This is a genomic window from Thermococcus sp. SY098 (assembly GCF_035621495.1).
GTDB lineage: Archaea > Methanobacteriota_B > Thermococci > Thermococcales > Thermococcaceae > Thermococcus_B.
Genome location: NZ_CP141821.1, coordinates 1,486,921 through 1,510,471, shown reverse-complemented (window position 1 = coordinate 1,510,471; position 23,551 = coordinate 1,486,921). Strand labels below are relative to the sequence as shown.

The 23,551-nt window shown below is 39.5% G+C and carries 33 protein-coding genes; 1 reads left to right on the top strand and 32 read right to left on the bottom strand.

The window, feature by feature from the left end; all coding sequences use genetic code 11:
• Positions 1-78: 78 nt before the first annotated feature.
• The 6 genes from VFC49_RS08430 to twy1 all read right to left on the bottom strand — a co-directional run bounded on the left by VFC49_RS08430 (position 79) and on the right by twy1 (position 6,046).
• Positions 79-345: a hypothetical protein gene (locus tag VFC49_RS08430; RefSeq protein ID WP_324735173.1), complete on the bottom strand. Its 267-nt coding sequence runs from the start codon at positions 343-345 to the stop codon at positions 79-81.
• Positions 346-347: 2 nt separating this feature from the next.
• Positions 348-959 (bottom strand): class III signal peptide-containing protein, encoded by a 612-nt coding sequence (locus VFC49_RS08425; protein WP_324735172.1) that lies wholly within the window; start codon positions 957-959, stop codon positions 348-350.
• Between the two features lie 51 nt (positions 960-1,010).
• Positions 1,011-1,643 (bottom strand): hypothetical protein, encoded by a 633-nt coding sequence (locus tag VFC49_RS08420; RefSeq protein WP_324735171.1) that lies wholly within the window; start codon positions 1,641-1,643, stop codon positions 1,011-1,013.
• Positions 1,636-2,730: a cell division protein FtsZ gene (locus VFC49_RS08415; protein WP_324735170.1), complete on the bottom strand. Its 1,095-nt coding sequence runs from the start codon at positions 2,728-2,730 to the stop codon at positions 1,636-1,638. The genes VFC49_RS08420 and VFC49_RS08415 overlap by 8 nt, the downstream gene beginning before the upstream one ends.
• 7 nt (positions 2,731-2,737) lie before the next feature.
• Positions 2,738-4,993, bottom strand: a complete 2,256-nt coding sequence (locus VFC49_RS08410; RefSeq protein WP_324735169.1) for a prenyltransferase/squalene oxidase repeat-containing protein — start codon at positions 4,991-4,993, stop codon at positions 2,738-2,740.
• Between the two features lie 93 nt (positions 4,994-5,086).
• Positions 5,087-6,046, bottom strand: a complete 960-nt coding sequence (twy1, locus tag VFC49_RS08405; protein ID WP_324736703.1) for a 4-demethylwyosine synthase TYW1 — start codon at positions 6,044-6,046, stop codon at positions 5,087-5,089.
• A 177-nt stretch (positions 6,047-6,223) separates the two neighbouring features.
• Between twy1 and VFC49_RS08400 the strand changes: the two genes are divergently transcribed.
• On the top strand, positions 6,224-6,367 hold the full coding sequence (locus VFC49_RS08400; RefSeq protein WP_324735168.1) for a hypothetical protein: 144 nt from the start codon (positions 6,224-6,226) through the stop codon (positions 6,365-6,367).
• Here VFC49_RS08400 and VFC49_RS08395 read toward each other — a convergent pair.
• The 26 genes from VFC49_RS08395 to VFC49_RS08270 form a co-directional block, all read right to left on the bottom strand.
• Positions 6,345-6,947 carry a HemK2/MTQ2 family protein methyltransferase gene (locus tag VFC49_RS08395; RefSeq protein ID WP_324735167.1) on the bottom strand — a complete coding sequence of 201 codons (603 nt, stop codon included), beginning with the start codon at positions 6,945-6,947 and terminating at the stop codon, positions 6,345-6,347. The genes VFC49_RS08400 and VFC49_RS08395 overlap by 23 nt on opposite strands.
• Before the next feature lie 32 nt (positions 6,948-6,979).
• Positions 6,980-7,132, bottom strand: a complete 153-nt coding sequence (locus VFC49_RS08390; RefSeq protein WP_042682877.1) for a 30S ribosomal protein S27ae — start codon at positions 7,130-7,132, stop codon at positions 6,980-6,982.
• Positions 7,132-7,431 carry a 30S ribosomal protein S24e gene (locus VFC49_RS08385; protein ID WP_013468285.1) on the bottom strand — a complete coding sequence of 100 codons (300 nt, stop codon included), beginning with the start codon at positions 7,429-7,431 and terminating at the stop codon, positions 7,132-7,134. Before VFC49_RS08385 ends, VFC49_RS08390 begins: the two co-directional genes overlap by 1 nt.
• Positions 7,421-7,963, bottom strand: coding sequence for a GTP-dependent dephospho-CoA kinase (locus tag VFC49_RS08380; protein ID WP_324735166.1), 543 nt, complete (start codon positions 7,961-7,963; stop codon positions 7,421-7,423). The genes VFC49_RS08385 and VFC49_RS08380 overlap by 11 nt, the downstream gene beginning before the upstream one ends.
• 2 nt (positions 7,964-7,965) lie before the next feature.
• Complete coding sequence (spt4, locus tag VFC49_RS08375) at positions 7,966-8,151, bottom strand: transcription elongation factor subunit Spt4 (protein WP_013468283.1); 186 nt, start codon at positions 8,149-8,151, stop codon at positions 7,966-7,968.
• Positions 8,148-8,708 carry a DNA-directed RNA polymerase gene (locus VFC49_RS08370; RefSeq protein WP_013468282.1) on the bottom strand — a complete coding sequence of 187 codons (561 nt, stop codon included), beginning with the start codon at positions 8,706-8,708 and terminating at the stop codon, positions 8,148-8,150. Before VFC49_RS08370 ends, spt4 begins: the two co-directional genes overlap by 4 nt.
• 48 nt (positions 8,709-8,756) lie before the next feature.
• A complete protein-coding gene (locus VFC49_RS08365; RefSeq protein ID WP_324735165.1) occupies positions 8,757-9,293 on the bottom strand; it encodes an inorganic diphosphatase in 537 nt (178 codons plus the stop codon).
• Positions 9,294-9,521: 228 nt separating this feature from the next.
• Positions 9,522-9,995: a hypothetical protein gene (locus tag VFC49_RS08360; RefSeq protein WP_324735164.1), complete on the bottom strand. Its 474-nt coding sequence runs from the start codon at positions 9,993-9,995 to the stop codon at positions 9,522-9,524.
• A 4-nt stretch (positions 9,996-9,999) separates the two neighbouring features.
• Positions 10,000-10,191: a hypothetical protein gene (locus VFC49_RS08355; RefSeq protein ID WP_324735163.1), complete on the bottom strand. Its 192-nt coding sequence runs from the start codon at positions 10,189-10,191 to the stop codon at positions 10,000-10,002.
• 61 nt (positions 10,192-10,252) lie between these two features.
• Positions 10,253-11,020: a hypothetical protein gene (locus tag VFC49_RS08350; protein WP_324735162.1), complete on the bottom strand. Its 768-nt coding sequence runs from the start codon at positions 11,018-11,020 to the stop codon at positions 10,253-10,255.
• 199 nt (positions 11,021-11,219) lie between these two features.
• Positions 11,220-11,507, bottom strand: a complete 288-nt coding sequence (locus VFC49_RS08345; RefSeq protein WP_324735161.1) for a hypothetical protein — start codon at positions 11,505-11,507, stop codon at positions 11,220-11,222.
• Positions 11,508-11,878: 371 nt separating this feature from the next.
• Entirely contained in the window at positions 11,879-12,130 is a 252-nt protein-coding gene (locus VFC49_RS08340) for a hypothetical protein (RefSeq protein WP_324735160.1), read from the bottom strand.
• A gap of 4 nt (positions 12,131-12,134) precedes the next feature.
• The gene (locus VFC49_RS08335; protein WP_324735159.1) at positions 12,135-12,635 is read right to left on the bottom strand and encodes a hypothetical protein; all 501 of its coding nucleotides are present in this window, start codon (positions 12,633-12,635) and stop codon (positions 12,135-12,137) included.
• Positions 12,632-12,931 carry a hypothetical protein gene (locus VFC49_RS08330; protein WP_324735158.1) on the bottom strand — a complete coding sequence of 100 codons (300 nt, stop codon included), beginning with the start codon at positions 12,929-12,931 and terminating at the stop codon, positions 12,632-12,634. The genes VFC49_RS08335 and VFC49_RS08330 overlap by 4 nt, the downstream gene beginning before the upstream one ends.
• Positions 12,895-13,581, bottom strand: a complete 687-nt coding sequence (locus VFC49_RS08325; protein WP_324735157.1) for a hypothetical protein — start codon at positions 13,579-13,581, stop codon at positions 12,895-12,897. The genes VFC49_RS08330 and VFC49_RS08325 overlap by 37 nt, the downstream gene beginning before the upstream one ends.
• Positions 13,582-13,823: 242 nt before the next feature.
• Positions 13,824-14,081 (bottom strand): hypothetical protein, encoded by a 258-nt coding sequence (locus VFC49_RS08320; RefSeq protein WP_324735156.1) that lies wholly within the window; start codon positions 14,079-14,081, stop codon positions 13,824-13,826.
• Positions 14,071-14,634 (bottom strand): hypothetical protein, encoded by a 564-nt coding sequence (locus tag VFC49_RS08315; RefSeq protein ID WP_324735155.1) that lies wholly within the window; start codon positions 14,632-14,634, stop codon positions 14,071-14,073. Before VFC49_RS08315 ends, VFC49_RS08320 begins: the two co-directional genes overlap by 11 nt.
• 279 nt (positions 14,635-14,913) lie before the next feature.
• Positions 14,914-15,279: a hypothetical protein gene (locus tag VFC49_RS08310; RefSeq protein WP_324735154.1), complete on the bottom strand. Its 366-nt coding sequence runs from the start codon at positions 15,277-15,279 to the stop codon at positions 14,914-14,916.
• Positions 15,280-15,299: 20 nt separating this feature from the next.
• A complete protein-coding gene (locus VFC49_RS08305; protein WP_324735153.1) occupies positions 15,300-16,514 on the bottom strand; it encodes a hypothetical protein in 1,215 nt (404 codons plus the stop codon).
• 124 nt (positions 16,515-16,638) lie between these two features.
• Positions 16,639-16,878, bottom strand: coding sequence for a hypothetical protein (locus VFC49_RS08300; protein ID WP_324735152.1), 240 nt, complete (start codon positions 16,876-16,878; stop codon positions 16,639-16,641).
• A gap of 5 nt (positions 16,879-16,883) precedes the next feature.
• Positions 16,884-17,603: a hypothetical protein gene (locus VFC49_RS08295; protein ID WP_324735151.1), complete on the bottom strand. Its 720-nt coding sequence runs from the start codon at positions 17,601-17,603 to the stop codon at positions 16,884-16,886.
• Positions 17,604-17,790: 187 nt separating this feature from the next.
• Positions 17,791-18,381, bottom strand: a complete 591-nt coding sequence (locus VFC49_RS08290) for a hypothetical protein (protein WP_324735150.1) — start codon at positions 18,379-18,381, stop codon at positions 17,791-17,793.
• A 6-nt stretch (positions 18,382-18,387) separates the two neighbouring features.
• Complete coding sequence (locus VFC49_RS08285) at positions 18,388-18,936, bottom strand: hypothetical protein (protein WP_324735149.1); 549 nt, start codon at positions 18,934-18,936, stop codon at positions 18,388-18,390.
• A gap of 515 nt (positions 18,937-19,451) precedes the next feature.
• Complete coding sequence (locus VFC49_RS08280) at positions 19,452-19,685, bottom strand: hypothetical protein (protein WP_324735148.1); 234 nt, start codon at positions 19,683-19,685, stop codon at positions 19,452-19,454.
• A gap of 72 nt (positions 19,686-19,757) precedes the next feature.
• Positions 19,758-20,333, bottom strand: a complete 576-nt coding sequence (locus VFC49_RS08275; protein WP_324735147.1) for a hypothetical protein — start codon at positions 20,331-20,333, stop codon at positions 19,758-19,760.
• Positions 20,326-23,487, bottom strand: coding sequence for a CARDB domain-containing protein (locus VFC49_RS08270; RefSeq protein WP_324735146.1), 3,162 nt, complete (start codon positions 23,485-23,487; stop codon positions 20,326-20,328). Before VFC49_RS08270 ends, VFC49_RS08275 begins: the two co-directional genes overlap by 8 nt.
• Positions 23,488-23,551 lie beyond the last annotated feature (64 nt).

Below are 23,551 nucleotides of genomic sequence, written 5' to 3'. Positions count from 1 at the left end.
CTGGATGTGGACAACGGCACTGTAGAATTTTTAACAATCCAGAAACTCCTTCCATTAACAGTTGCGTTTACTATTATTTTATTTTGTTGCACCATCAAAAACAACCCTAATTGTCCCACCATTTAAGTCTGGAGCAACTTCCCTCACCTTATAACCCTCTCCGATCGCATAAACCTTTGCACTATGATCTACCAACGTAGAGGAGAATAGCCTAACCTTTGTGAAGGTATCAAAGCTTTCAGCATGACTGATTTCACTGGTAGCCATATATGTAAGGTTTGTCAAAGTTACTATTATCAGCAAGACCGCAAAGAGGAGATCAAGACTCAGCTGGCCTTTTTTCATTTTCACCCACCAGGATCTATGTTTATTCTAAGCTCACCGGCTGTTATATCAAGCACCCAAGTGTTTCCATTTCTTGGAATCCACTCAACAATAATTACAAGAGTCGTTGGAAGCTGAGCTGGATTTGCAATTAAAATGCCATTAACTGTGTTTCCATTATAGATAGCAGTTCCACTCGGAGTAAAGCCCGTACCCCCCATAAGATCAGTCTTATATAATGACTGGCTCCAGAAAGTGTTTTTTCCAGCCCCACTCGTTACAAGGCTATTATTAGCAGTATCAATTATCCCAACATAGGTTCCGTTGAGATACGTTATAAATATCTCCGGATTTCCACTTAGATTAAATGATTTTTTCAGGTAATTTTCATCCCTGAGGTATCTCAGAGTGATGTAAGAGGTTGCCTTGGAACCTGGCCCCTGAGCATAAACTTGAGAAATTGTGTTTGAAATTGAATTTGCGAGGCTTTTGGCTTCCAAGCTAACCTGAACACGAAGTAATTCATTTGACTGTGACTTCTGACTGAAAGTTATATTATTAATGGAATACGCCAGCAGGATAAGCAGTATACCAAATATCAACATGAACTCCAATGAAATCTGCGCCTTCTTCATATTTTCCACTCCCACTATTATTTTAGGTTCTAAAGCAGTATTTAACAATTTTCATTCAGTATTGGTCATATTCTCCCCAGTTTTGACTATTGCAAAGATACTTGAACCTATTTTCCTTGTCAGAATTCCAAAATAATCATAGCTGAATATTTTAAACTTGTACCTTGTGCTATCTAACTGATGTTTAAGAACAAGCTCCCTAAGCTCATCTATGAAGAACTGCGTAAGTTGATAATATGTAAAGTCAAGTTTTTCTTTCCTATATGAATGGAAGAATATTACCAGCGGAAGAGCACTAACTCCAACTAAAAACCATGGGGTGTCAAAAAAGAAAGATAAAATTATTGTTGCTACCAGAAACACCAATATGCCCAACATTGCTAATTTTACATAGTTTTTGACTTTTTTCAGATATTTTACCTTAGCTTCCCAAATATTTAACAAAGCTGGATTGTAGAAATCAAAAGCTGTGTGGCGCTTTCCTTTTTGTATTCTCTGCCTAATTAAGTCGTCCCAATCATCTTGATAATAGATGACCTCACCCCTGTTTTTAGCTCTCTCTGCATCAAGAGATGATATTATCCTGATGATATCCTCGGCACTTTCGTGGGCTATGTGGGAGTAAACTTCCCTTTCATTAAGTTCAAGTGCGACCTCAACTGAATCTTTTACTACATCACTCATTTATCTCACCAGGATAAAGGTCATCAAAATCTGGTAAACCAGATAAAAGCTCTCTTTTCCTCACTTCTGCTTCTTCTTTTGCCTTAATAAAAGACTGAGCATAACGCTTAGCTGTCAAAATAATATTCTCTATGCTCCTACTTTCATATATCCCGCTAAGAAGGGTTACTACCTCGACCTCCCTTTCTCTCGGATCAGGATAAAATCCTCTGAATATCTGCTTTCCTTTAATTTTCTGAGCGAGATAATCCAATGCCTCGAATATCTCATTTGCTTTCAAAAGTTCTGGTGGTCCATGAATTGCTACCAATCCATATAGAGCAGACTCTATGTTTGCATCAAGGTAAAGGCCCTCATTCTCAAAAGATTTGAGGATTAAACGGGAGAGATTTTTGACTTTATTCGCTTCTGCTTTTGCATAGCCAACTGTAGCAAAGCTACCAAAGGCTTTAAGTACAAATTTCAAATCACTTGCATCCAGTGTCTGCTCACCAGGAACATCAATTAAAGCCAAAAGTGAGGCGATGCGCTCGACTATTGTATAGTTTATCTTTTCATATGCCCTACTTATGCCCATCCCCGTCTCTTTTAGCTTGTTGTTATCTATTGCAATTATTGAATCGGCAAACTTTGAGAGCTTGTCAATTGTTATTGCTGCATTTATAGTTGGTCTTATCCCCTCTTCTTTCAGAGGCAATGCACCTATAGCCACAACAAGGGAGTCCGGGTATTCCTCCTTGAGAGCTTCAGCTAAAACTGGGGTCCCTCCTGCTCCAGTGCCTCCTCCAAAGCCAAATGTTAAGAAGAATATGTCAACATCCTCATATCCGATTACTGAATTCATCTTTCTCATGACCAAAGATAAGTCCCGCTTCATGGCTTCCCTGCCCAATACTGGATTCGCATTTACACCTTTCCCCCCAGTTAGGCTTTCCCCAATGAGTATCCTGCGCTCTTGGGGAATATGTTTCAGGTATTCCAGATCACTTTTCGATGTGTTTATCGCTATAGCCTCAAAGTCAACTAATGCAAACAAGTCCGCTATCTTAGTCCCACACTGCCCAATCCCTATTATTAAAGCCCTCACGATTTAATCACCTCAAGAACTTCACAGTCAGCTCATCTAAATCAACAACACCATCATGGTTCTTGTCCTTATATGTCACAACCAATGCATCGCCTTTGAGGTACTTCACCAAACCGGAATCAAATATCTTGGCTACAACATCATCAAGACCTTTTTCATAGAAAACAAAGAGTATGTAGCCCGTTTCGGTCTTTCCTGGAATCAATACAACTGTATTCTTAATGCTGTATTCTTCTCCATTGATGTGAATTGTTTCATTGTCCACTTCAAGCTTCACATAGGGGTTATAATCCTTGATGTTAAACTCCCCGAAGTCCGATAGCACTATGTAGTTTGCATCTCCAAATCCTTGGAACTTTTCAACAGTCGTGTTGGTTTCGAAAAGTTTGTCGATAGACGCTTTTATTTGTTGTGCCGTTAAGTTCCTATCATCGGTGTAAACCACATAAAACTTCTGCTCTGGGATTAGTCTTATCACATCATAGAGGTTAATCTTGGGTATAAACTTAAACTGGGAGAGGAATTGTGTGGCTAATGCAGAATCAACAATTGTATCTCCCCATAGACCGCCGTGCTTTTTATCCATAAGCCAATTCAGAACATCCTCTCGGTAATCATACCCAAATTCTGCTAATAGTTCTGCAGCTCTTATTGTGAGCTCAATTGTTGGCTTTTCTTTATACTGGAATACTCCAATCAAGTAGTGTTCCTTTATATTTGCCCATCCCCCATCTTCTGTTCTCTGCTCAAGGAGCCATTTGAGATGAGGCTCCAGCTCGTCTTTTGTTGAAATTGGTGCCAAAGCTTCAAGGACTTCAAGTGTAACAGAAACCTCAGGTGGGAGCATGTAGGAGTAAAATCCAGTATCTACGTAAGTTCCCCATCCTGTCTTTGAGATAGAAAGCAGCCAGTTCTTTGCTCTTTGAATTTCGGTACTATTCGATGGAACCCCAAGGGCAAGGAGCGCTTTAATTGCCAAGGCAGTATCATAAGGCTGAGGACCCAAAAAGTTCCCCCACTTTCCTGTATCAAGCTGAATACTTTCTATAAGTTTAATGTTTTCCTCTTTTTCTGTTTCATTCAGCATGTTAAATTCAAGGAGCGTCAAAAGGGCATAAACATAGGGCGAATATATTTCATTGTTCTTCTTGGCAATTAACTTGTCTTCTTCGTATTTTACCCTTACCCACTTCAATCCTTTTTCAATGCTTGGATCTCTAAAATAGCATAATTTAAGAGCTTTTAGTGTATAGTATGTTGCCTTCTCATTAGATGGAAAACCATAATAATAGCTCCAGCCACCATCAGGATTTTGAGCATTTTTCAAAGCCTCACAGGAAGTTTTAAAGGGATTTTCCAACCCCTGGCTCAGCTTGTCACTTATTAATGCAAAACTCAGCACTGCATAGGAGGAAGCTTCAAACAGATGTGCCTGAGAAAACAGTTTTGGTTCATCACTCCAGTAGAATGTGGACTGTCCTTTCTTTAGAGATTCCAAAATTAAGAGCGCTTTAGCGACATCAAAGTTAACATCTTCATAATCCACAAGAGCATAGGTAAGCAGAGCCCTGTCACTTACACTTAGGTTCCCTGATTCAAGTGCCTTCTTTATCTCCCCTACCAGGTTTGTATCAACGTCTTTTCCCACGCTCTTAAAAGCTAACAACTCCAAAGCCAACGCTTTATACCTATCAATACCATATTCCTTCACATTAGCTATGTAGCTGAGAGATCTTTTGATGTAGGGATGATCCACCCCAAAGCCATTCTCCCCCAAAGCCCAAATTGCCATGACTGTCGGATAAAACTCTGGTTCTGTCTTAGGAACATACCCCCAACCGCTGCCTGAATAAGAACTCAGCAGAAATGAAATGCCATCATCAAGTGCGTGGAAGATTTTTGAATATTCGGGAGTACCTTTCTCATAAAGATGGAGCACCTTACTCAGTGCGATAACCGCATAGGAGGTATCAACAACATTACTCACACTACCTTTGAAATACCCCCACCCACCATCGGGATTCTGCCATGAGACCAGTAGATTGGCAATGTACGTTATGTTTTCAATGAGATCATAATCCACTTTCCCCTGTGCAGATGTTAGTGCGAGTAACACCAAGCCTATCTCTTGGGTTGTATTAGCCAGATTCTTTGTTTTTGTTAAAAACTCAACAGAACCGTCTAAGATTGGCTTTGCTCCCACAAGCCCGTAGGAAGTTATAATGAAAATGACCAACATAAGTGATAATGCACGTTTCTCCATCGTCCAGCACCCCTAACATAGTAATGTCTCTCTAAAATAAATAAGCTTTTTCCAAAAATAAGGTTAAGAACAAATAAAGTTTACTCAGCAAGGCTAATGTTTTATGAAGCGCTCTTCTTTGCTTATGTCGTCCCTCATTATTAGCACTACCCTGCTTGGCTGGTATTCATCCTCGATGTGATAGCCCGGCAGGTACTTTACAAGCTCTTCAGCAAAGGCTTTTATTTCTTCGTGCTTAGGCATGTTGTTTATCGTTAAGCGGTTTCTTGAGAAGCCCACGAACATATAAGCCTTAGCTTCAACGAACATTGGTTTGGCTTTCATGATTAGCTCTGCATAACCCTTTGGGTTGTGCATGTTTTCACCTTTGACAAGGGTCAGCCTTATTACGGTTCTTGTAGGCAGATCTCGCATTAATTCAAGGGTTTTGACTATTCTCTCCCATCCATCTGGAATCATTGGGATATTTACTCTGTTGTATGTCTCAATATCTGGGGCTGTTAAGGAAACATAGAGCTGTGTTGGCAGTTTTCCTTCCTTTTTCATCTGCTCTATTGCTTCAGGGACGGTTCCATTTGTCACAATGAACGTTGTAAATCCCCTCTTATGAAATTCTTCAACCAGATCCCCAATATTTGGATACAGTGTTGGCTCTCCAGATAAGCTAATGGCAGCATGTTTAGGCTCTTGAGCCTCTTCATATTTCTTAACGTTTATCCTGTCCTTTATCCCACCGAATCCACTTAACAGCTTTCTTTGCGCTTTTATGCTTTCCTCAACAATGAACGCTGGGTCATCCCAGGGCTGGGGCAGTTCTGTTCCTAAAAAGCCTTCCATTGGACGCCAACAGAATACACAATTGTGAGTGCACCATGCCAAAACCGGCGTCATCTGCAGGCAGCGGTGAGAGTGAATACCATAAAACTTCTGCTTGTAACAAACTCTATTGTGCTTTATACTCTCCTTTAGCCAATGACACAGTTTGACCCCGCTGTGTCTGCCAACAAGAGCGTAATGCTGCTTCTTGAATAATCTCGCGATCTCTTCAGGCATGTTAGGTTTCACATTTTCCACCTTAGGCTCACCCAAGAGGGAGTAAAAAGATGCGTTTAAAAATTTTTGCAACACAACTTTGGTCATTTAACCTCATAAGCTCCAAGTATTTTATCGTCGAAAAATAATTCGGCGATTAACAAAAAAGCTTAAAAACAATGAGGATTAGTTGTATCCATGTTGAGTCATATGAAACCGACTTTAATCATCAAAACACGTGAAAAAGAATTTGAAGTTGAGCTCTTTGAAGATGACTATGAATACGAAAGCAAGCCAAAGGTAAAATTCATCCAAGAAGTTAAGAGGATTCATTTAGCTTAGCTGTAATAACAAGGATTTCTTCAAAGAAGTACCTCTCTTTTGCGGTAATCTCTACTTTAAACCCCAATTTTGTGAGCTTTTCTATGGTATCCTCAACACCCGTTATTGATGATTGAACTATTTGAACTATCCCATTTGGCTTTAAGTAATCTTTAACTTGGCTGATGAACCTATCAAGTACTTCCTTCCCCCGCATCCCACCGATTAAGGCTAAATCAATTGGTTCTTTTAACTCCTCGGCTTCTCCTGGCAGATAGGGAGAATTAAAAGTTATTATGTCAAATTTTCCTTCAACATTTTCAAACAAATCGCTTACACGGAACTCCACATTTTTTATTTCATTAATTTTTGCGTTCTCTTTTGCCAGTTCAACGGCTATTGGGTTAATGTCGACGCCAAGAACAAACTTTGCTTTTTTTGCCATTAGCAAGGCTATTATTCCGGTCCCAGTACCCATGTCCAAAGCGATGTCGCCTTCTCTAATCTTCAAATTCTCAGCTAACAGAAAAGTATCTTCAGCAGGCTCATAAACCTGGGAATGAAGCTTTAGTTTAATACCTTTATAGTAAAAAAATGCCATTCTAATCACAATAGAAATTTAGAGAAAAGAAATCACTTCTTCCACTCAGTATAGCCACATCTTCCACATGCCCATCTATCCTTGTGGTTTGCCATGAAAACTCCAGGACCACATCTTGGGCAGTACTTGTTTTTTCTTACAACTTTGCCATCCTTAACCTCATAGAGCTTCCATTTCTGCCCCATCATTCTCCCTCCTTCTTCTCAATTAAACCGTCTCTAATTAGAATATACTCAGGCTCAATGTAGAACATTCTCTCCTTGCTCTCATAAGCCTTTGCATAGCCCTTTGAAACCCTGCTACCAAAGTAAGACCTAATATACTGGATAACCGTTGTCTCTGGGTTTAAATCAAGCATTGCAACGAGTTTCCCCTTTACATCTTTCCTTGAAGGTGTTGGTTCTCCTTCATGGATAATCTCGAAGTAAATCTCCTTTCTCCCGAGGAGCTTGTTCTCCTTAATTTCAGTAACTCTAATCTCCATCGTAAACCACCTCCATCTTACGCAATATCTCAGCACATCTACGCTTACATTCCGGTGTTACCTTTATAAGCACTATGCCCTCTTTGGGCTGACCATAAACAACCAACGCATTGAGAGGAGCATAAAGCACCGCGGGAATCGCGGCTAAATCTTCCTCACCATGAACTTTAATGTAAACATTTAAACCTCTCTTGGCAAGCTCGATGGATTTTCGGATAGCATTTAATAAAGCTTTCGTTATGGTTGCCGGTGGATTATTGGCTGTCAGGATTACAGCACCGAACTCGATCTCTGGATCATATTCATTCCGCTCAGTTTTATGGTCGTATATTGCCACACTGGGCTTTATGCCGAGCTTTAAAACATTTTCCGTGACAACATCTCCAACGGTAATGAGATAAGGAGCTTTTTCAAGCTTTTCTTTTACTAAAATATAAGGACGGGGAAGTTCACCCCTAACTAACTCACCCAACGGCTTTTTAAGTTCACTTCTAAGAGAAAAAGGAAGTTTAAAGTAAAATTCTCTGCACATCTTTATCTGACCCGTATAGCATACTTCCCAGGGACTTTTACGCCCAATTTTTGAGCTATCTTTGAATTCTCAACGTCCATGATTATAACTAAATCAAACCACTCATCGCTTAAATCCCTGCTCCCACAAACTGGACATCTGTCCTCGGTTGTGATGTAGTGGCAGTGCCTGCAGGCTCTTTCCTTCATCCAGCCTCACCTTTACGCTTTTCTTTTGCAATCCACTCAAATTTTCCAAGACCGGGTTGCCTCATTGTTAGACCAATCTTGTTCTCTCTGATTATCCTGCTCTTAACGCTGATGGCGATTATCCTTGCCCTGACTTCATCGCCAAGCTTAAGGAGATATTTCTTCTCCTTTCCAAGGAACTGCTTGTTCTTTTCATCAAAGACCACATAATCGTCCATAAGCTGTGAAATGTGAACGAGACCGTCCATTGGCCCAATTCTTATGAAAGCACCGTAAGGGGCAACATCAACAACTTCTCCCTCAACAACCTCATGCATCTCAGGCTTCCACACGAGAACATCAAAAACTACCTCATGATAAGTTGCACCGTCCCCAGGGACGATAACTCCTTCACTAACCTCGTGAACATCAAGAACTGCCAAAATAACTCCCTCATCCTTATCATAAATCCCCTCATAGGTCTCTCTCAGGACTATTTTCGCAGCTTCTTTTGGATCCATTGTAAACATCCTTGGAGGAATTCTCACAACATCTTTAACCGTCAAAAGCTTGTACATCCCGCTACCTCCCACTTTTTAATGTATTTGAAAATAAAAAGAAAGAGATCACTCCTTCTTTCCAAATTTCTCTTTGTAAAGCTCAATAGCTCTTAAGATTTCCTGTTTTGCTTTTTCTGCGTTTTCCCACCCCTCAACGATAATCTCCTTTCCTTGTAGCTCCTTGTATCTTCTGAAGAAATGAGCAATCTCATCAAGGAATGCTTTTGGAACATCGCTTATATCTTTCCAGTCGTTGAAGTATGGGTCTTCTACGGGAACTGCCAAGACTTTGTAATCCTTGTCTCCGCTGTCAATCATCTTAAACAGACCGATTGGTCTTGCCTCTATAAGAACTCCAGGATAAGTGGGCTCTCTCATGATAACCATGATATCAAATGGGTCATCGTCATCATACCATGTCTGTGGAATGATTCCATAGTCAACTGGGTAGTAAAATGGGCTGTAAAGGACTCTATCAAGCTTTATTAAACCTGTTTTTTTATCAAGCTCGTACTTGTTTCTGCTCCCCTTTGGGATCTCAATCAATGCGTAAACAACTTCTGGAACCTCTGGTCCTGGCTCTAAATCATGGAACGGATTCATCTTTACCACCTCTCAAACCTTTTATCAACTAACCTAAAAGTTTTTCTGCATTTAGCTTTAAGAATTAGCTTTTAAAGTTGTCGGCTTTTAATATTGTCCATACTGTAAGGGTGTTTAGTGTTGTTCATAAAAGGTCCCCTAAAACCCCAACATTGTTGATGTAAATAGAAAAAAGGAAAATCAACACCCATAACTTCATCCCTCCACTACAGCATTGTTGTCGTTTCTTCATTTGATCAATTGAAGGAGATTCATAGCACAGTAAACCACGAAGGGAATATAAGTTAGTTGAATAAGGGGATATCCTCGGAACAATATCCCTGCGAGTACCAATAATCCCGAATAATATGCAAGTGTAGCAGTTTTGTTGAGCCTTTTCTGGAAATGATATACTGCAAGCTCGATGAGTATTAGTAGCGCTACTGTTTTTGTTATGAAGTCTAAGAAACCTGATGAGTGGAGAAACATCGTAAAAGCTACCAGTGTATCCAGTGGATAACTTAGGAATTTATTCAGCCCATACCATGCGGGGGTTCTTTTATTAGGGATAGCGAGAATAATTCCGATAGTCCATATAGAGACACCGACAAAAGTATATCCACACCCCTCATGTCCAAACACTCTACCACAATAGGCGGAGTACACTAGGATTACAACATTAATAAAAATCGAAAAAAGGAAAATCTTTGTTTTTAATTCCATTATATCATCCTCCAATCACATTGTTGTTATCTTCATCGGAGGGTGTTGGTGCCGTTATCCAATTGTAAACATCTCTAGCAGTCAAAAGCCAACCAACAATCCCAACTACTTTTGATCCCACTACTGCCGCTTTTCCTAAAGATCCACTGGCCACGGTCTCCAGTTGTCCCATATGTTCAGCTGCTTTCTCGAGCACAGATTGAGCAATACCTGCTACTTCTACTGCTGTCTCAACTTTCTCACCAAGCGAGGAAGATTTATCGGTTATTCCAATTTATATCACTGGTCACAATGCCATCACTAAAGACAGCTCTGACAAGGTAGGAGTACCCTACAAGTCTGTCACTATATGATCCCCATCCAAGTGGTTCCTTCTTAAAGTAGTAGTTCGCTAGCTCGTCGTTTATTGTGATTGTTATCGTTAGGCCCTCCTGCATGTTTGTTGGGGTTAGGGTTACTGTTTGCTTGTTAACTGTAACGCTGCTTGGCCCGTTGGGCCATATTTTCTTACCTCCGAAGTCAACCTCCTTTAAGTTCAACATGACCGTATCGGCACTCTTTAACTCAATGTGGACAGTACAAGTAGTTGAATCATCTAGCGGAACTATTGACGGGTTACAATCCATGGTTGCAATAACGTTCCCCACTGGCTTCACTATTGCCCTCACTTCGTTCCAGTGTTCTTCGCTTACTCCGTTAGGCTTGCCATCAGCGTTGTCGAGGAAGAGTTTGTAAGTGTGATTTCCAACGTCGGAAACTTGCAGGCTGAATGAAGTTAAAGTGTAATCCTGAACACTCGCTGGTAATGTTGCACTAACCCTCTTGATCACTGCACCATCCTCATCCACAACATAACCAAACACTGAATAAGCATTGCCCAAATAATTCGAAGCTTTAACTGTAAAGTACACTGTTCCACCACCCACAAGCTCTACTGGCATTGCCTCCAAACTAACACCAAACTGAGCATTTGCTGAAACCACATTTACAGTGCCCTCCCTGTAAGACGCAGTTCCCCAAGACACCGAAACCGTAACCCCCACATCATCTTATTCTCTCCTCTTCCTCTTGATATCACCTATCGGAGCCAATAGTTGCCAAATGAATTTGATAAAATAAACAAAGATAGCAAAAAGATAGGATTGGAGATCTTTTCTTGTAATAATCCTTATCATTACTCGCTCATACTATTGGAGTTGTTATTCACATTTGTAACAGCTCTTATCACACCTCTTCCCGTATTCTGTGAGAATAAAGTGCTAAAACTAAGTAGGCAAAGTACACCACACCCAACGCGATGCCCGCTTTCACTGAACCAAGCTTCCAGTAAGTTATGAGAAATGACAGTGCACACAAGCCGACTAAATATATCACACATAGTGCTGGACTCTCTGAAATTTTTCCAAGCACTGTCCCATTTATTTTGCTCTTCGCTATTAACAGCATGGATGCAAACGCCCCAATATATCCAGCTGGTTCATAAACTAGACCAAAGACCAACAGGATGGTCATAACCGTTGCTAGAGAGTACAGGTATAGTTTCATTTTTCCAATTCTTCGAGACTTCCCCTGCTACAATCATGTAACTTACTGAAACAATGAAAATAAAGTTAAGGACAAAGTAAACTAGAAATATGTCCGCTAGACCCATCAATACCACCCCTTAATCCCCAATTATTAAGTTATTGTCTCCAGTGTCCTCAGATACAGGAGTATTTGCAACATACCTCCATAGTCTAAGATACAAGACAACTCCCCCCGATATTGCCCCTGCAGTGCTTGCGGAAACTCCCACAATCTCTGTGAGACCTATGTAGCTTAATCCACCACTCACTAAGCTTTTTACGTCCGTAAACGTCCCTATGATTTCATCTTTTACTTTTTTAACTCTTAGAATACACAGCTCTCGCTATGTCCCCTGCGGTAACAGACTGAGGACTCATCTCAATTACGAACATTGTTGGATTTTCTAGTTGATTTAAATAAGCTTTGATTGCTATTGGTGTTCCCGAATTTATGTCACTTAACTCCACTGGAACCCTCTCCTGTAATTCATCAGTAATCGGAATCACGAAAGTAAACGCTCCCGCAGAATATGGGTTTAAAGTCAAACTGCCCGGGCTCGGAATTACCAAGTTATCACCTCTTGGATATTCCTTGTTCTATAATGTGTAAATACCTAGTTGACAGTAAAGCATAAATTGCCAGAGGAAGTATTATGCCTAGTAACTCTTTTATTCCAATGCTTTTACAGAGCAGTTTTATTTGAAGAATTCCGATGAGTGCAATAACGAGTGTGTTTGCAATTATCACATTTCTTGTAATGCTTTTTGTAAACTTTATGAATTTTTCTGCCTGATTCTTCGCTCTAATCGAAAGAAGTGCTGCCAAGAACGTCGCTATCAACATGATTAATGCAAAGGGTATAACACTATCAAGGTATTCAGAAAGTATTCTTCCAACAGTTACTAACAGCACAAGATACGGAAAGACAATGATATCAACGCCAAATTCTACCATTTTCTTCTGAACTTCATGAACCATAGGACGCAGTCCTTCATACTTAATAATTAACATCAAATCTAAAAGGAAGAAAGCAAAAGAAATAATATAAAGAATATAATCCGCATACCATTTCAACCACCATCCCCACAGATTAAGTTTCCATCGTTCTCAGTTGAACAAACTGGAGCTGGAGCATTAGCACCTCTCCAAATATCGGGTCCTAATGATATGCCCAAGAATATTGCACCAAGGCCTGATATCCAGTTGATTTCTACAATAACTCCAAGTACTGTTATGATACCTCCACCTACGCTACCAATAGTTTTCAATGTATCAAGTGTTGTGTGTCCTTCATCATCTCCGGGGTATATTAGTACTGATGCGCCCAGTTCTTTTAGGTTTTCATTGATTTGCAACTTTGTGCTTCCCATTGTGCCGTGGGTTCACCTCCAGGAGTGAAGAGGTACGTATAATATCCATCCCCAAATATCCTTTTTGCTAGTTCTCCGTCAACCCAGATTGTAAATTCTATTGTGCCAGTCTCACCTGGATTTACTGTTGTTTCTGAACCAGTGAGGGATGAAACCTTAACTGAATCCCAGTTTTCTCCCTCCCAAACTACGTCCCTACTGAACTTAATTTCCACAAGCCGAGCATGAACACTTGCATCCCCAAGATTTGCTACACGTACGTGACAGTTAAAGGATTTATATAACTCTGCCGAGTCTTCACAACTTATCCAAGCTTCTATCTCTTCCTGCGAATTCACCCTTATCACCTTTTCATCTTCCTCCTGACCGTTAACTACGAGGTAGAATTTGTAAGTGCCCGGATTTGCAAAGGTGAAGTCAAACCAGCCCTGATACTCACCGAAAGGATCAAAGTCAACCTCAGCCTCCTTGACCTTAATAACACTATGCCACACTCCATCCGGCGAAGTGTAAACATAATACACCCTAACTGGAATAGAGTACCTTGGGGCGTTTTCATTATTCCTGACAGTAAGAGCGAACCTCGCCTTAACACCCACTGAGACATCACCACTAACTATACTGTTTTTGCTTTCTCTCCAATGCTTCATTATCTTTACCGTTATTGCTCTCTCTTGATTTTCTCTCGAAGCTCAGAAAGTTCCCGATTAATTCTAGCAAGCTCATTCATCACGGATATGTTTAAATTCATTTTCATATCTTTGCTTCTCGTGTTCTTTATTAATTTCTAAAATGCTATGGTGGTTGGAGTTAAGAGATTAAACATGTCCAAAAGCAAATAAAAAATTGAAAAAAGAATGAGAATCAATCTACCAACTAACATTTCTACTTATTACCTCCTACCTCTTTTGAGGTCAGATAACTCTTGATTAAGCTTAGCTACTTCACTTCGTAGGTATTCCAACTCTTCTTCAATTTTTTGAAGTTCATCCCTCATTTGTCCTCTTATTCTCCTAACTTCATCCCACAAAATTAAATAAACAATGATAACTGCTACTGCAGGATATCCAGCCCCTATAGCCAATATTAAAAGAGAAGAAAAAATCAAAAAAACAAAACCCAATACCCACGAAGATACATTATTCATCATGTCCCCCCCATAGAATGTTTAGTATTTCCCTCAGTACATCTTTAGCAGGTTCAGCTAAACTCATTGTAGAGAGTGTTCTAGCTTTTTCTTCAATTTGCACTATAATCCAAGGAGTTGTACTTGCTGTACTTTTAACACCCAAATATGTGGGTAGAGCCACCGTCGCTGCTAATGCTCCTACACCTGTAGCTATTCCAACTCCAGCATCTGTTTTCCAGTATTTGCTTCCTGAGTATCTTGTTGTTATTGTTCTTGTGATTTGTATTGTTTTTAAATAATCCTTGGCATCGTTTACTGCCTGAACTTCTACTGTGATATAATGTTGCCTATCGAATCTTTCTCTAAGATAAACACATGAACCATCATGACAGTCCCACCGTTCAGTATAAGGGTTCAAGTCTCTTGGGTCATCCAAGCCTAATGCATGTGCAATTTTATCCAAATCCAGTGAAAGCGTCGTTATCACTCCAGTTTCGTGTGGAGCAAATGTCCTACCACTTGGACTGTTTACACCAATCACGGCGCCAGCGGTTGCACTTTCATCAAACCACAATCCACTCACCTTTAAACTTGCCTGAAACTCAAGAGGATTATTCTCCAAGACCACATCACACGAAGCTACAGTTCCAAGCAGTACTGGCTCTTCTGGGCAATCCAGAAACTCCCATACACTACTCTTTACTTCCCTATAATGTTGTTTTTATTAGTTTCTACAAAGTCTCTTGGATATTTCCAAAATCACCACACCTCTTTTCCAATTCTAACTAAGCTTCTCAATTGCAATCCAGATAGCATTTTTAGGAGCTTCTGTGGCAGATTTATATTTCTCTCTTTACTGTTGTTGGGTTAGATACCTTAAACTATTTCTGATGTGGATAAGTTCTTGTCTGGTTTGCCATCTCTCAATTAAAGAATATAACAATACGAGGGCAACAAAGTCTCTTAGGCTTCCGCTCATAGCAAAAGATATTGCAATAATTCCTAACAGAATATACCTAACTACTAATTCTCCGGGATCTTGGTCAATATTTCCGAGATTAAGCTCCTTTTTAAGATTTTGAATTTCATTTTTAACCGGATAAAAAGCTGAGAGGAATGCAAATAAAATAAAGGACAAAAAATGAGTCTCCTGTCTACTAAAAGCATATGCCAGTAGTGATAACACTGAAAGCCCTATTGAGATAGTATCAAACTTCATATGCACCCCCTCCAAAATTATCACTTTCCAACCATATCTTTCCAAATACCTTGACCAATATTTCTAACAAACAGAAATACTTGGATAGCTGTTTTTACTGGTTCTGGTATTGGAGTCATCTCGACTATCATAGTTCCAATGTATTCTACTGGAGCATATGCTAATCCAAGAGGTGCAACTATCATTAATCCACCTTTTTTAATACCTCCTTCGGCATCTTCTCTCCAGTACTTACTTCCTTCGTATCTTGCTATTATCACGTTATCTAGGAGGTTATCCCCAATATTTTCTATCCACAAAGTTATGCTTAGGTAATGTGGTGTGTCTGCTCTGTCTCTGCTGTAGTAGCAACTTCCGTCAGGACAGACCCAATGAGTTGTATAAGGTGTCAAGTCTCTGACGTCATCTAATCCTAAGGCACTTGCCAATCTTTCATCCAAAGGAACATTAACTTGAGCAATTTGACCTGTATATCTAGCAGGAATCCTGTCTTTCAGCTTTGAAATACTTATCACATTATCAGCATTCGAGTTATAATCTAGCTCTTTTGAGCTTATCGAATAATGCAAATCTTGATTAACCGGATTATTTTCAACAACAATTTTGCAAATTGCAGTTTCTCCAAGTAACACTGGTTCTTCTGGGCAATCCAACTTCACCACCATTCCTTGGAGTGGTTTTACTTCAATAGTTCTCGAGTATACTACTGCACCATCCACTAAGAGCAGTACTGTATAATTCCCAGCCTCATTAAATTCGTGCTCCTCATAGTCCTCTATATAACTATCCCAAGTTACAGTTGCTCCATAATAAGTTTTGCTGAAGAAACTATCCCCATCTTCAATTTTCAGAGACACTGTTGGATTTTCTAGCTCTGTACCCTCTATTGGACGGATAATATAGTGAAACGTTACAGCGTCTCCTGGATAGACTTCAGTAGGTAAAATATCAAATCCACCAACTACTGAAGAAGCCCTAGCTAGAATGTTTATGCTACTAATGCTTGCAGTATCTTTTACTTCTCCGTTGTATATTACTTTTGCTTCTGCTGTATAATCTCCGGCCTTGACATTGCTCCAAGTGAAGGTGTATTCTGAATCATCCAAGTAGTCCGGATTTATTGCCATCTCCTCAGAATACACCACCTCCCCAGAATTCTTATCCCTAACCACCAGCTTTAACATTGCAGTAATTCCACTGCCAATTGAATTATACACCCTGACAGTAAACGACACGCTATCACCTTCAACAGAACCCTCCGGACTATAATAAAACCCAGCAATCTTCAAAGTACTGCCCTCAGTTGATTAATAACAAAAATATTGGAGGGAAGGACATCAGCAAACTTATCCAGTTCCATTAATGCTTCTTCTTAAGCCGCTCTTCAAACTCTCTAGCTGTTAAATGCTCAATTTTATTAGAATCACCAATAATATAGGGTTCCCGATGTTTTCGTTGTATTTTTTGATCAATGTAGAATGCTGTTAAAAGTATTATAAAACCAATAATCTCAAATAATCCAATTTTTTCGTTTTCGGATAAGGGAATGCATAAAAAGATATAAAGGACAAAAACAAGTATCCAGTGCTTTATTCTCATTATTATCACCACCCTATCCATTCAAGTAGTATGTCTTTCAACTTTTCTCCAATGTATTTTAATACCTCCTTGTTTTCCTCGTTTTCTGAGACTCTTAAAATTCCAACATATCCCAAAATAAATGGTACTATTTGTTTTCCTATCTCCTTGTACAATAATAATCCCTTCTTTACGAAATAATTATCATCTTTCACTGTTATTGTTTCTCCTGTTATCCTCGCTAGTACTTGGTTTGTTGGCACTCCGTTTTCTGCTTTGTATACTGCAATTCCAATTGTATGCTCCTTTGGAAGATAATAAATTTTTGTTATATTATAACACACGTTTCTCTCACATTTAACGCCCTCATATTCCTGAACTTCTTGGACAAAGTTTAGGGCTGTTGCAGATGGACCATAAACCATTTTTGCCAATTCATCATCAAACTTCACTTCAAACTCTATCGAACTGTTTGAATCTGCTAAGATTTCCCTAAAGTCTACCCAAAATGTTTCTATATTGTCAATTAGCACTTTTGGAGCAACTTTAATTTTTGAATCGCCATAATTGTGGATAACTAAATTACATGTAACTCTATCCCTATCAAGCTTCCATTCATACAAACCAACTTCTTTCGGTGTACATGTGAAGCTCACTATCTCAACTCCTTGTGTCTTGTTTGTTGTGATTTTTATTGTTCCCGCTGTTTCATCTACTGTCTGCCCATTATGAATAACCTTTATCAAGTAATCATAACCCCCGGAAGAATGTCCTTTGGAACCACCCATTGGAGTGAAAACACTCTTGAACCATTACCCCCAAGCTCTGTTGTATGGGCATTGGAGCTTTGTTATGAACCTTGTGGAGATATGTGTAAGAGACGGAGTACATACATTTCTTTCATCCCCCTCATGCGTGTTTCCCTTCGCTTTGTTATCGTTGGAATTTTACAATTGAAAGCCATGATACCATTACACTGGCACCATAGATGACTGAAAAATAGCTACCACACTGGTACATGTAAACAATGGTCGAAACCAAGGGGAGCCAATTAATTGTGAGTACTGCCAAAGGTTTCAATCTCCTGTTGAGGACTGCTGCAAAATGAATAGTATCCCATAACCATAAGAAAACAAGGGCATACCTGCTCTCAAAGATTATGAAGCCGATGTAGGCAGCTATTATCATCATACCAATTAATATAGGCAATGGAATCTCCTTATACCAGAAGCTTCCTTTGTGGCTTTTTATTTCATCATACCACGTTATTCTTTGCCAGTTTATATACGCCCAAAAGTCTCTTGATGTGAGAAAAACCACGAAAATAAGCCAAGCAATGAAGAGCACAGGAATTCCCGAAACCTCTGGTGGATTTGCTAAAAATGCCAGTAACTGTAGAATTGGAATAGAGATAATAATGTAACTCCTTACGACATTTCTCCAGCCTTTATTCCAAATGAAGGATATAAAAAATGTAAAAACCATAAGAAGAAGCACTTGCCACCCACAGACTTCTGATATCATTCTACATCACCCCACTCTCTGGTAAAGGCCCACTACAAAAGATATAACTCCTATTGTTTGTAATACTGGAGAAGAAACAACGAGACCTACTGTGGCTGCTACACATCCTCCTATGAACACTGTTGAACTTATTGCTGCCTGCACTGAATTTTGAGTTATTGTACCACTTCCGATTCCTATAAACTCTTTCCCATTTATCCTGTAATGCAGTTCAACTGTGAAGATTGCTCCATAAAGCTCAGTTTCCAGATCATATACATTGATTTCCCCAGTGTTCCTCCAGAACTCCACAGTGCTATACCCTTGCGGAGAAACTGAAATGTAAGATGTGTAACTCCACTCTCCAACTAGATTGTTGCTTAGTGCAACAGGAGTAACTTTTACAGGAGATATAACTTCCACGTCACCTTCAATTTCCATATTTGATGGATTGTATAAAACTGCCCTACAGGTGAGGGTGCCTTTGTATAGAAGGTGATGCTCTCTGTCTATACCTGTAGAGATATACAGGTCGTCGCATTCGAATGCTATTTGTTGTAGTTCTGTCTCATTCATTGGCTTCACTTCCCCTTTCACTTCCTTCCAGTGCTTTTCTCCCCACTGTTCGTTTTTAATCACAATATTAGAACGTTTCTTGACAATTTCTTACCATCCACTGGCATGTAATCCCTGTCAAACCGATGGTCAGTAGAAATAGCGTCAGGAGAAATTTAGAGGGTTCATCAACTAAGGGTAGGTTGAGTAAACCACTAATGGAAAAGTACAGTACAAAAAGGGGGAATGCCTGTCTGATCCTGCCCTTTGCTCCAGAGACGTATGGATATCCCAGTAAATGCGATACTAGCCAATGCTTACAATTACGAGAGTTCAAGCTCTTTCCAATTAGGCAGATTCCAACTACAAACAGGAATGCCACTAAAGAACCAATTATGGTTTTAATGGCACTCCAGACTCCAAAATACCAAGCTTGATAAAACAAAGAAGAAAGAACCAAAAAAATACACATGAAGCTGAGAGCATTCCTTCCCACCATCTCCAATCCCCCTTATGTATGTTCTAGAATCCAAGGCTTAGCTAGGGTATTCCAAAATATATCCCCTGACCAAGGCTTTTACTAGTTCTCCAACCCTCGCTCCCTCAGCCAAGATAGGTAATGCTACTACAATAGCTGCACTACTCCCTACATCTTTTATAACATTACTGTTGTCTTGTTTTATCTGAATGATATCTGCTCCGCTAAAGTCTGAATATTTGCTGGAGTATCCTTGAAAGCTCCACTTTACACTATACTCTATTGAAACCATCGCACTTACACCCCACAATTCCCTCTCAAGCTCCAAAAGTGATGCCTATAACCTTCATCTGAAGACTTACATTCATTTTGACAGATATGTTAGGATTAAGGCAGTTAAATAAAATATTACGAAAACTATAAGGCTAAGTTCTTCCAATGTACTTGTTGGTTGCAATGTGGTTAGAAAGCCCAGCAGAAGAAATATTGATGCCAATGCCATAACTGCTGTATTGAGTTTAATGATAATTCTAGCCACTACCTGTATCAAGCTTAGGAATATTGTGACTGAGAGAAAGACGTTATTTGTCTCAATAAATATTATATATGCTGACAAAAAACCCAATAGAGCTACTGTACCAATAAATGAGATGTTTTTTCTGGTAGTTAGATTATAATTTTGCTGTTGTGTACTTGATTGTGTATTTGATATATTCATCCATATCCCTGCAAGTAATCCTGAAAAAATTATTATTAAAATTGAAGCTGTTATCCCCGGACTTCTAGAGGTGGATCTGCTTAGTATATTAACTACAATGAACAAGATCATTTGGAGTGTTAATGCAAAGTAGACACCTTTCCAAAAACCATAGTGGAATATTAGCCCATAAAGAATAGATATAAAAAGAAAAATTAGGAGCAAGAAGGGGTAATTAATCATTTAACCACCCCCAAGCTTTCCTGAATAGTTGAACTGCAAGAGGCCAAAGATTTCTTAAAGCATTTCCAGATCTAATGGTAACTACAAGTTCTTTAATTCCAATATAAGTCAAAATTGTGTTTGTGCTAGCATCAGCAATAACGTCCTTTGTATCTTGTTGTATGTTTATTATATCACTTCCTGTAAATTCGATATCACTACCCTCTTTTGGAGAGATAATATAATTCATAGAGATTAGTGAATACGTTCCCAATAAATCCCTTTCTAGTGTTGTAAAGGTTGTTCTGGCAGTATTCTTGAAGATAACTTCATATGCAGCATGAGGATTGATTATATTTGAGTAACTTACAATCCATGGGTTGTCTATTGACTCCCTAAGAGCATAATTGTCCACATCCCAATTTTTAATGCTAATTACGTTTATCTCTATAGACTGGTCAGTAGGATTGTATAATCCTGCTTTACAAGTCAATTTGGCTTTGTATTCTAGGCCATTCCAGTTGAACTCTAGGTCATTGCATACAAAGTACACTTGTTGTAGTTCTCCGTTTCCTTGTTTTACTTCTATTTTTACACTGTCGGTATGGCTTTCACCACCGTAATTGTCCACATAAAGCATGTAAGTGTGATTTCCAATGCCTGATACTGGTAAATCAAAGTATGCTGTATAATTACCACCAGCCGGTAATCTTGCCTCAAAGTATTCTCCATCTTCAGGATAGACTTTATTCCCATCCTTACCCACAACATAACCCCTAATTGAATACGCACTATTCACGTAATTAAGAACTTTAACTGTAAAGTACACTGTTCCACCACCCACAAGCTCTACTGGCATTGCCTCCAAACTAACACCAAACTGAGCATTTGCTGAAACCACATTTACAGTGCCCTCCCTGTAAGACGCAGTCCCCCAAGACACCGAAATCATAATTCCCCACACATATCTCCCCACTTTTTCCGGAGTCCAGTAAAGCTTAAACGTTGCACTCTTTCCACCATTCAATGAAACAGACTCACTATAAACTTCAGAACCATTAACTTTTAACTTTAGCGTGAAACTCTTAGATGAGCTGTAAGTGTTCTTAACTTTGACCCTAAATTCTGCAGTGTCACCAACTCTCGGTGGATTTGGATAAAGTTCAACGCTTTCGATTGTTAAGTTGCCGGAGTCTGTGCTGCTGTCATCATCTTCCACCTTTATCGTCCCCACTGCATATGTTGTCCCATCAACCTTTGCGTAGTATGTTCTTTCGCCTGGTGTATTGAAAGTTAACTGCAAAGTCTTGGTTTTAGTTTCGCCAGCTGGAACTGTGAGTGTATCCTCTTTAGATTTCCCGCCAGCAGTAACCAGCAGATTGAACGTTTTACTACTCGTCATGTAATTGGTTATCGTGAAGGTGAACTCTACTGGTTCATTAACTTTCACAATAGCCTTTGAAACGGAAACTTGAGCATCGAACAGCTGAATTGTTTTTGAGACCGTTTTTATAACCATTGCCTCCTCACCGCAGCCTGCTGGAGCGCTTAAAACTTCCTCTCCACCGGGGACACTGTTTATATTGTTGCACCATTTTGTGTAGGTGACTTTTATGGTTTTGCTGAGCGTTATCTCCTGAGCATTGCTTGGAATGTCCTCAGTAAAGTAACTCCCTACAGGTAAAGTTATTGCTCTGCTTTCCCCAGCTCCTAAGTCAAACGGTCCGTATTCCTTGTTCCCATCGATATAAATGTTGATGTTTGTTGCCTGAGCATTTTCAGCCTTTACAGTGACCTTTACTTTGTACTCAACCTCTGAAGGTGTAACTGATTCTACAATAATCTCCCCAGCAACTTGAAGTTCAGTTTCATCACCAATGCTCAAAGCCCTTAATGCTAACTCATCCAGCTGTACCGTCTGTTCTTGAGTCATGTCTTCGATTGATGTTACTGGTGTTGATGTGGAGGTTAATACTGGTGATGCTGGCAGCTTGGGCAACTTAACTATTGGGTAGGTACAGCTTTTGGACACTGGCACGAGTGTTATTGTATTTTCTTCATGTATAACAATTAGAGCATCTTTCAACTTGCTTATTTTTTCATTTAACTGCCATTCCAATTCGATGTCCTTGTTTCCAAACTGTTTTGCTAAAAGCAGAGAGTGAATCTCTCTAACAAGTTTATAAGCCTTAAGAGGGGACTCCCAGTAGTAATGGGTAACATTGTACTTGTTGTAAAGATACGTGCATCCTTCCTTATTTTCACTTTTTTGCCCGATAAACTCCCAAGTCTCAAACTCTAATGCATCGTCAGTTAAGTATTTAATGTTCTTGACTTGGGATGTTTTAATGGGGAGAAGAATTGATGTGGTACTTTCTTCTACAGGCTGATGTATAGGCTTTGGAGAAAGAATCAAACTCTCCTCTTTATCAGCCAAAGAGCCCGTTATTAGTGAGTACACTTTACTTTGGAGCTTGTTCAGTGAAGTTAGTTGTTCTTCCAAGGTTCCGTTGTAGTACGCTTTGTAGAAGTCTATCCACTCATCTGCTAAGAGTGGATTTATCATGGCCTCTCCTTGAGAAGCAATCCCATCCTCTGGATTCTTCCACTTCCATTTTTCTATTGCCCATGCTTCATAGTGATTGTATTTGAATGCTACCTGTATGAATGCTTGGCTAAAGTCCTTGAGGAATTTTGTTAGATTGAAGTCTTCATTAATACTATCAGCATTTCGAGCAATGTACTCTTGCAATGCTTGTATCTCATTATCACTCCAGCCTTGCTCCTTTAACACTTGCACTGTTTCCTGTGGCAAGCCGTTTTGAGAAATATTCTGAGCCATTTGTCTTAATTCCTCTGCTGTATAATAAGTCTTAACTCCAGAATTCTTCAATTCCTCCAAACTCTGCCAGATTAATGCAGAAATTTGAGCTGCGTTAGAGGAACCATTCTGGGAATTTTGGATCAATTGTAATGCCAAACTTTGAATCTCATTAGCATCAGTGCTTGAGTTAAGCTCAACAATTAACTCAGCTTCCTTGTTCAGAATATTCCAGAAGTCTTCGTAAGCTTTATCATCCTGAGTGCTTGCCAGCACAAAGCTTTGATTTACTGCAGCACTGAAGCTCAAGCCTAATATCAAAGTTATTAATATGATACTCAATGTCCTCCTCATCATATCACCTCTTATTATAGTTATAACAAAGAAAATTGTGTTCTCCTTTATAACTTTTTCTCTA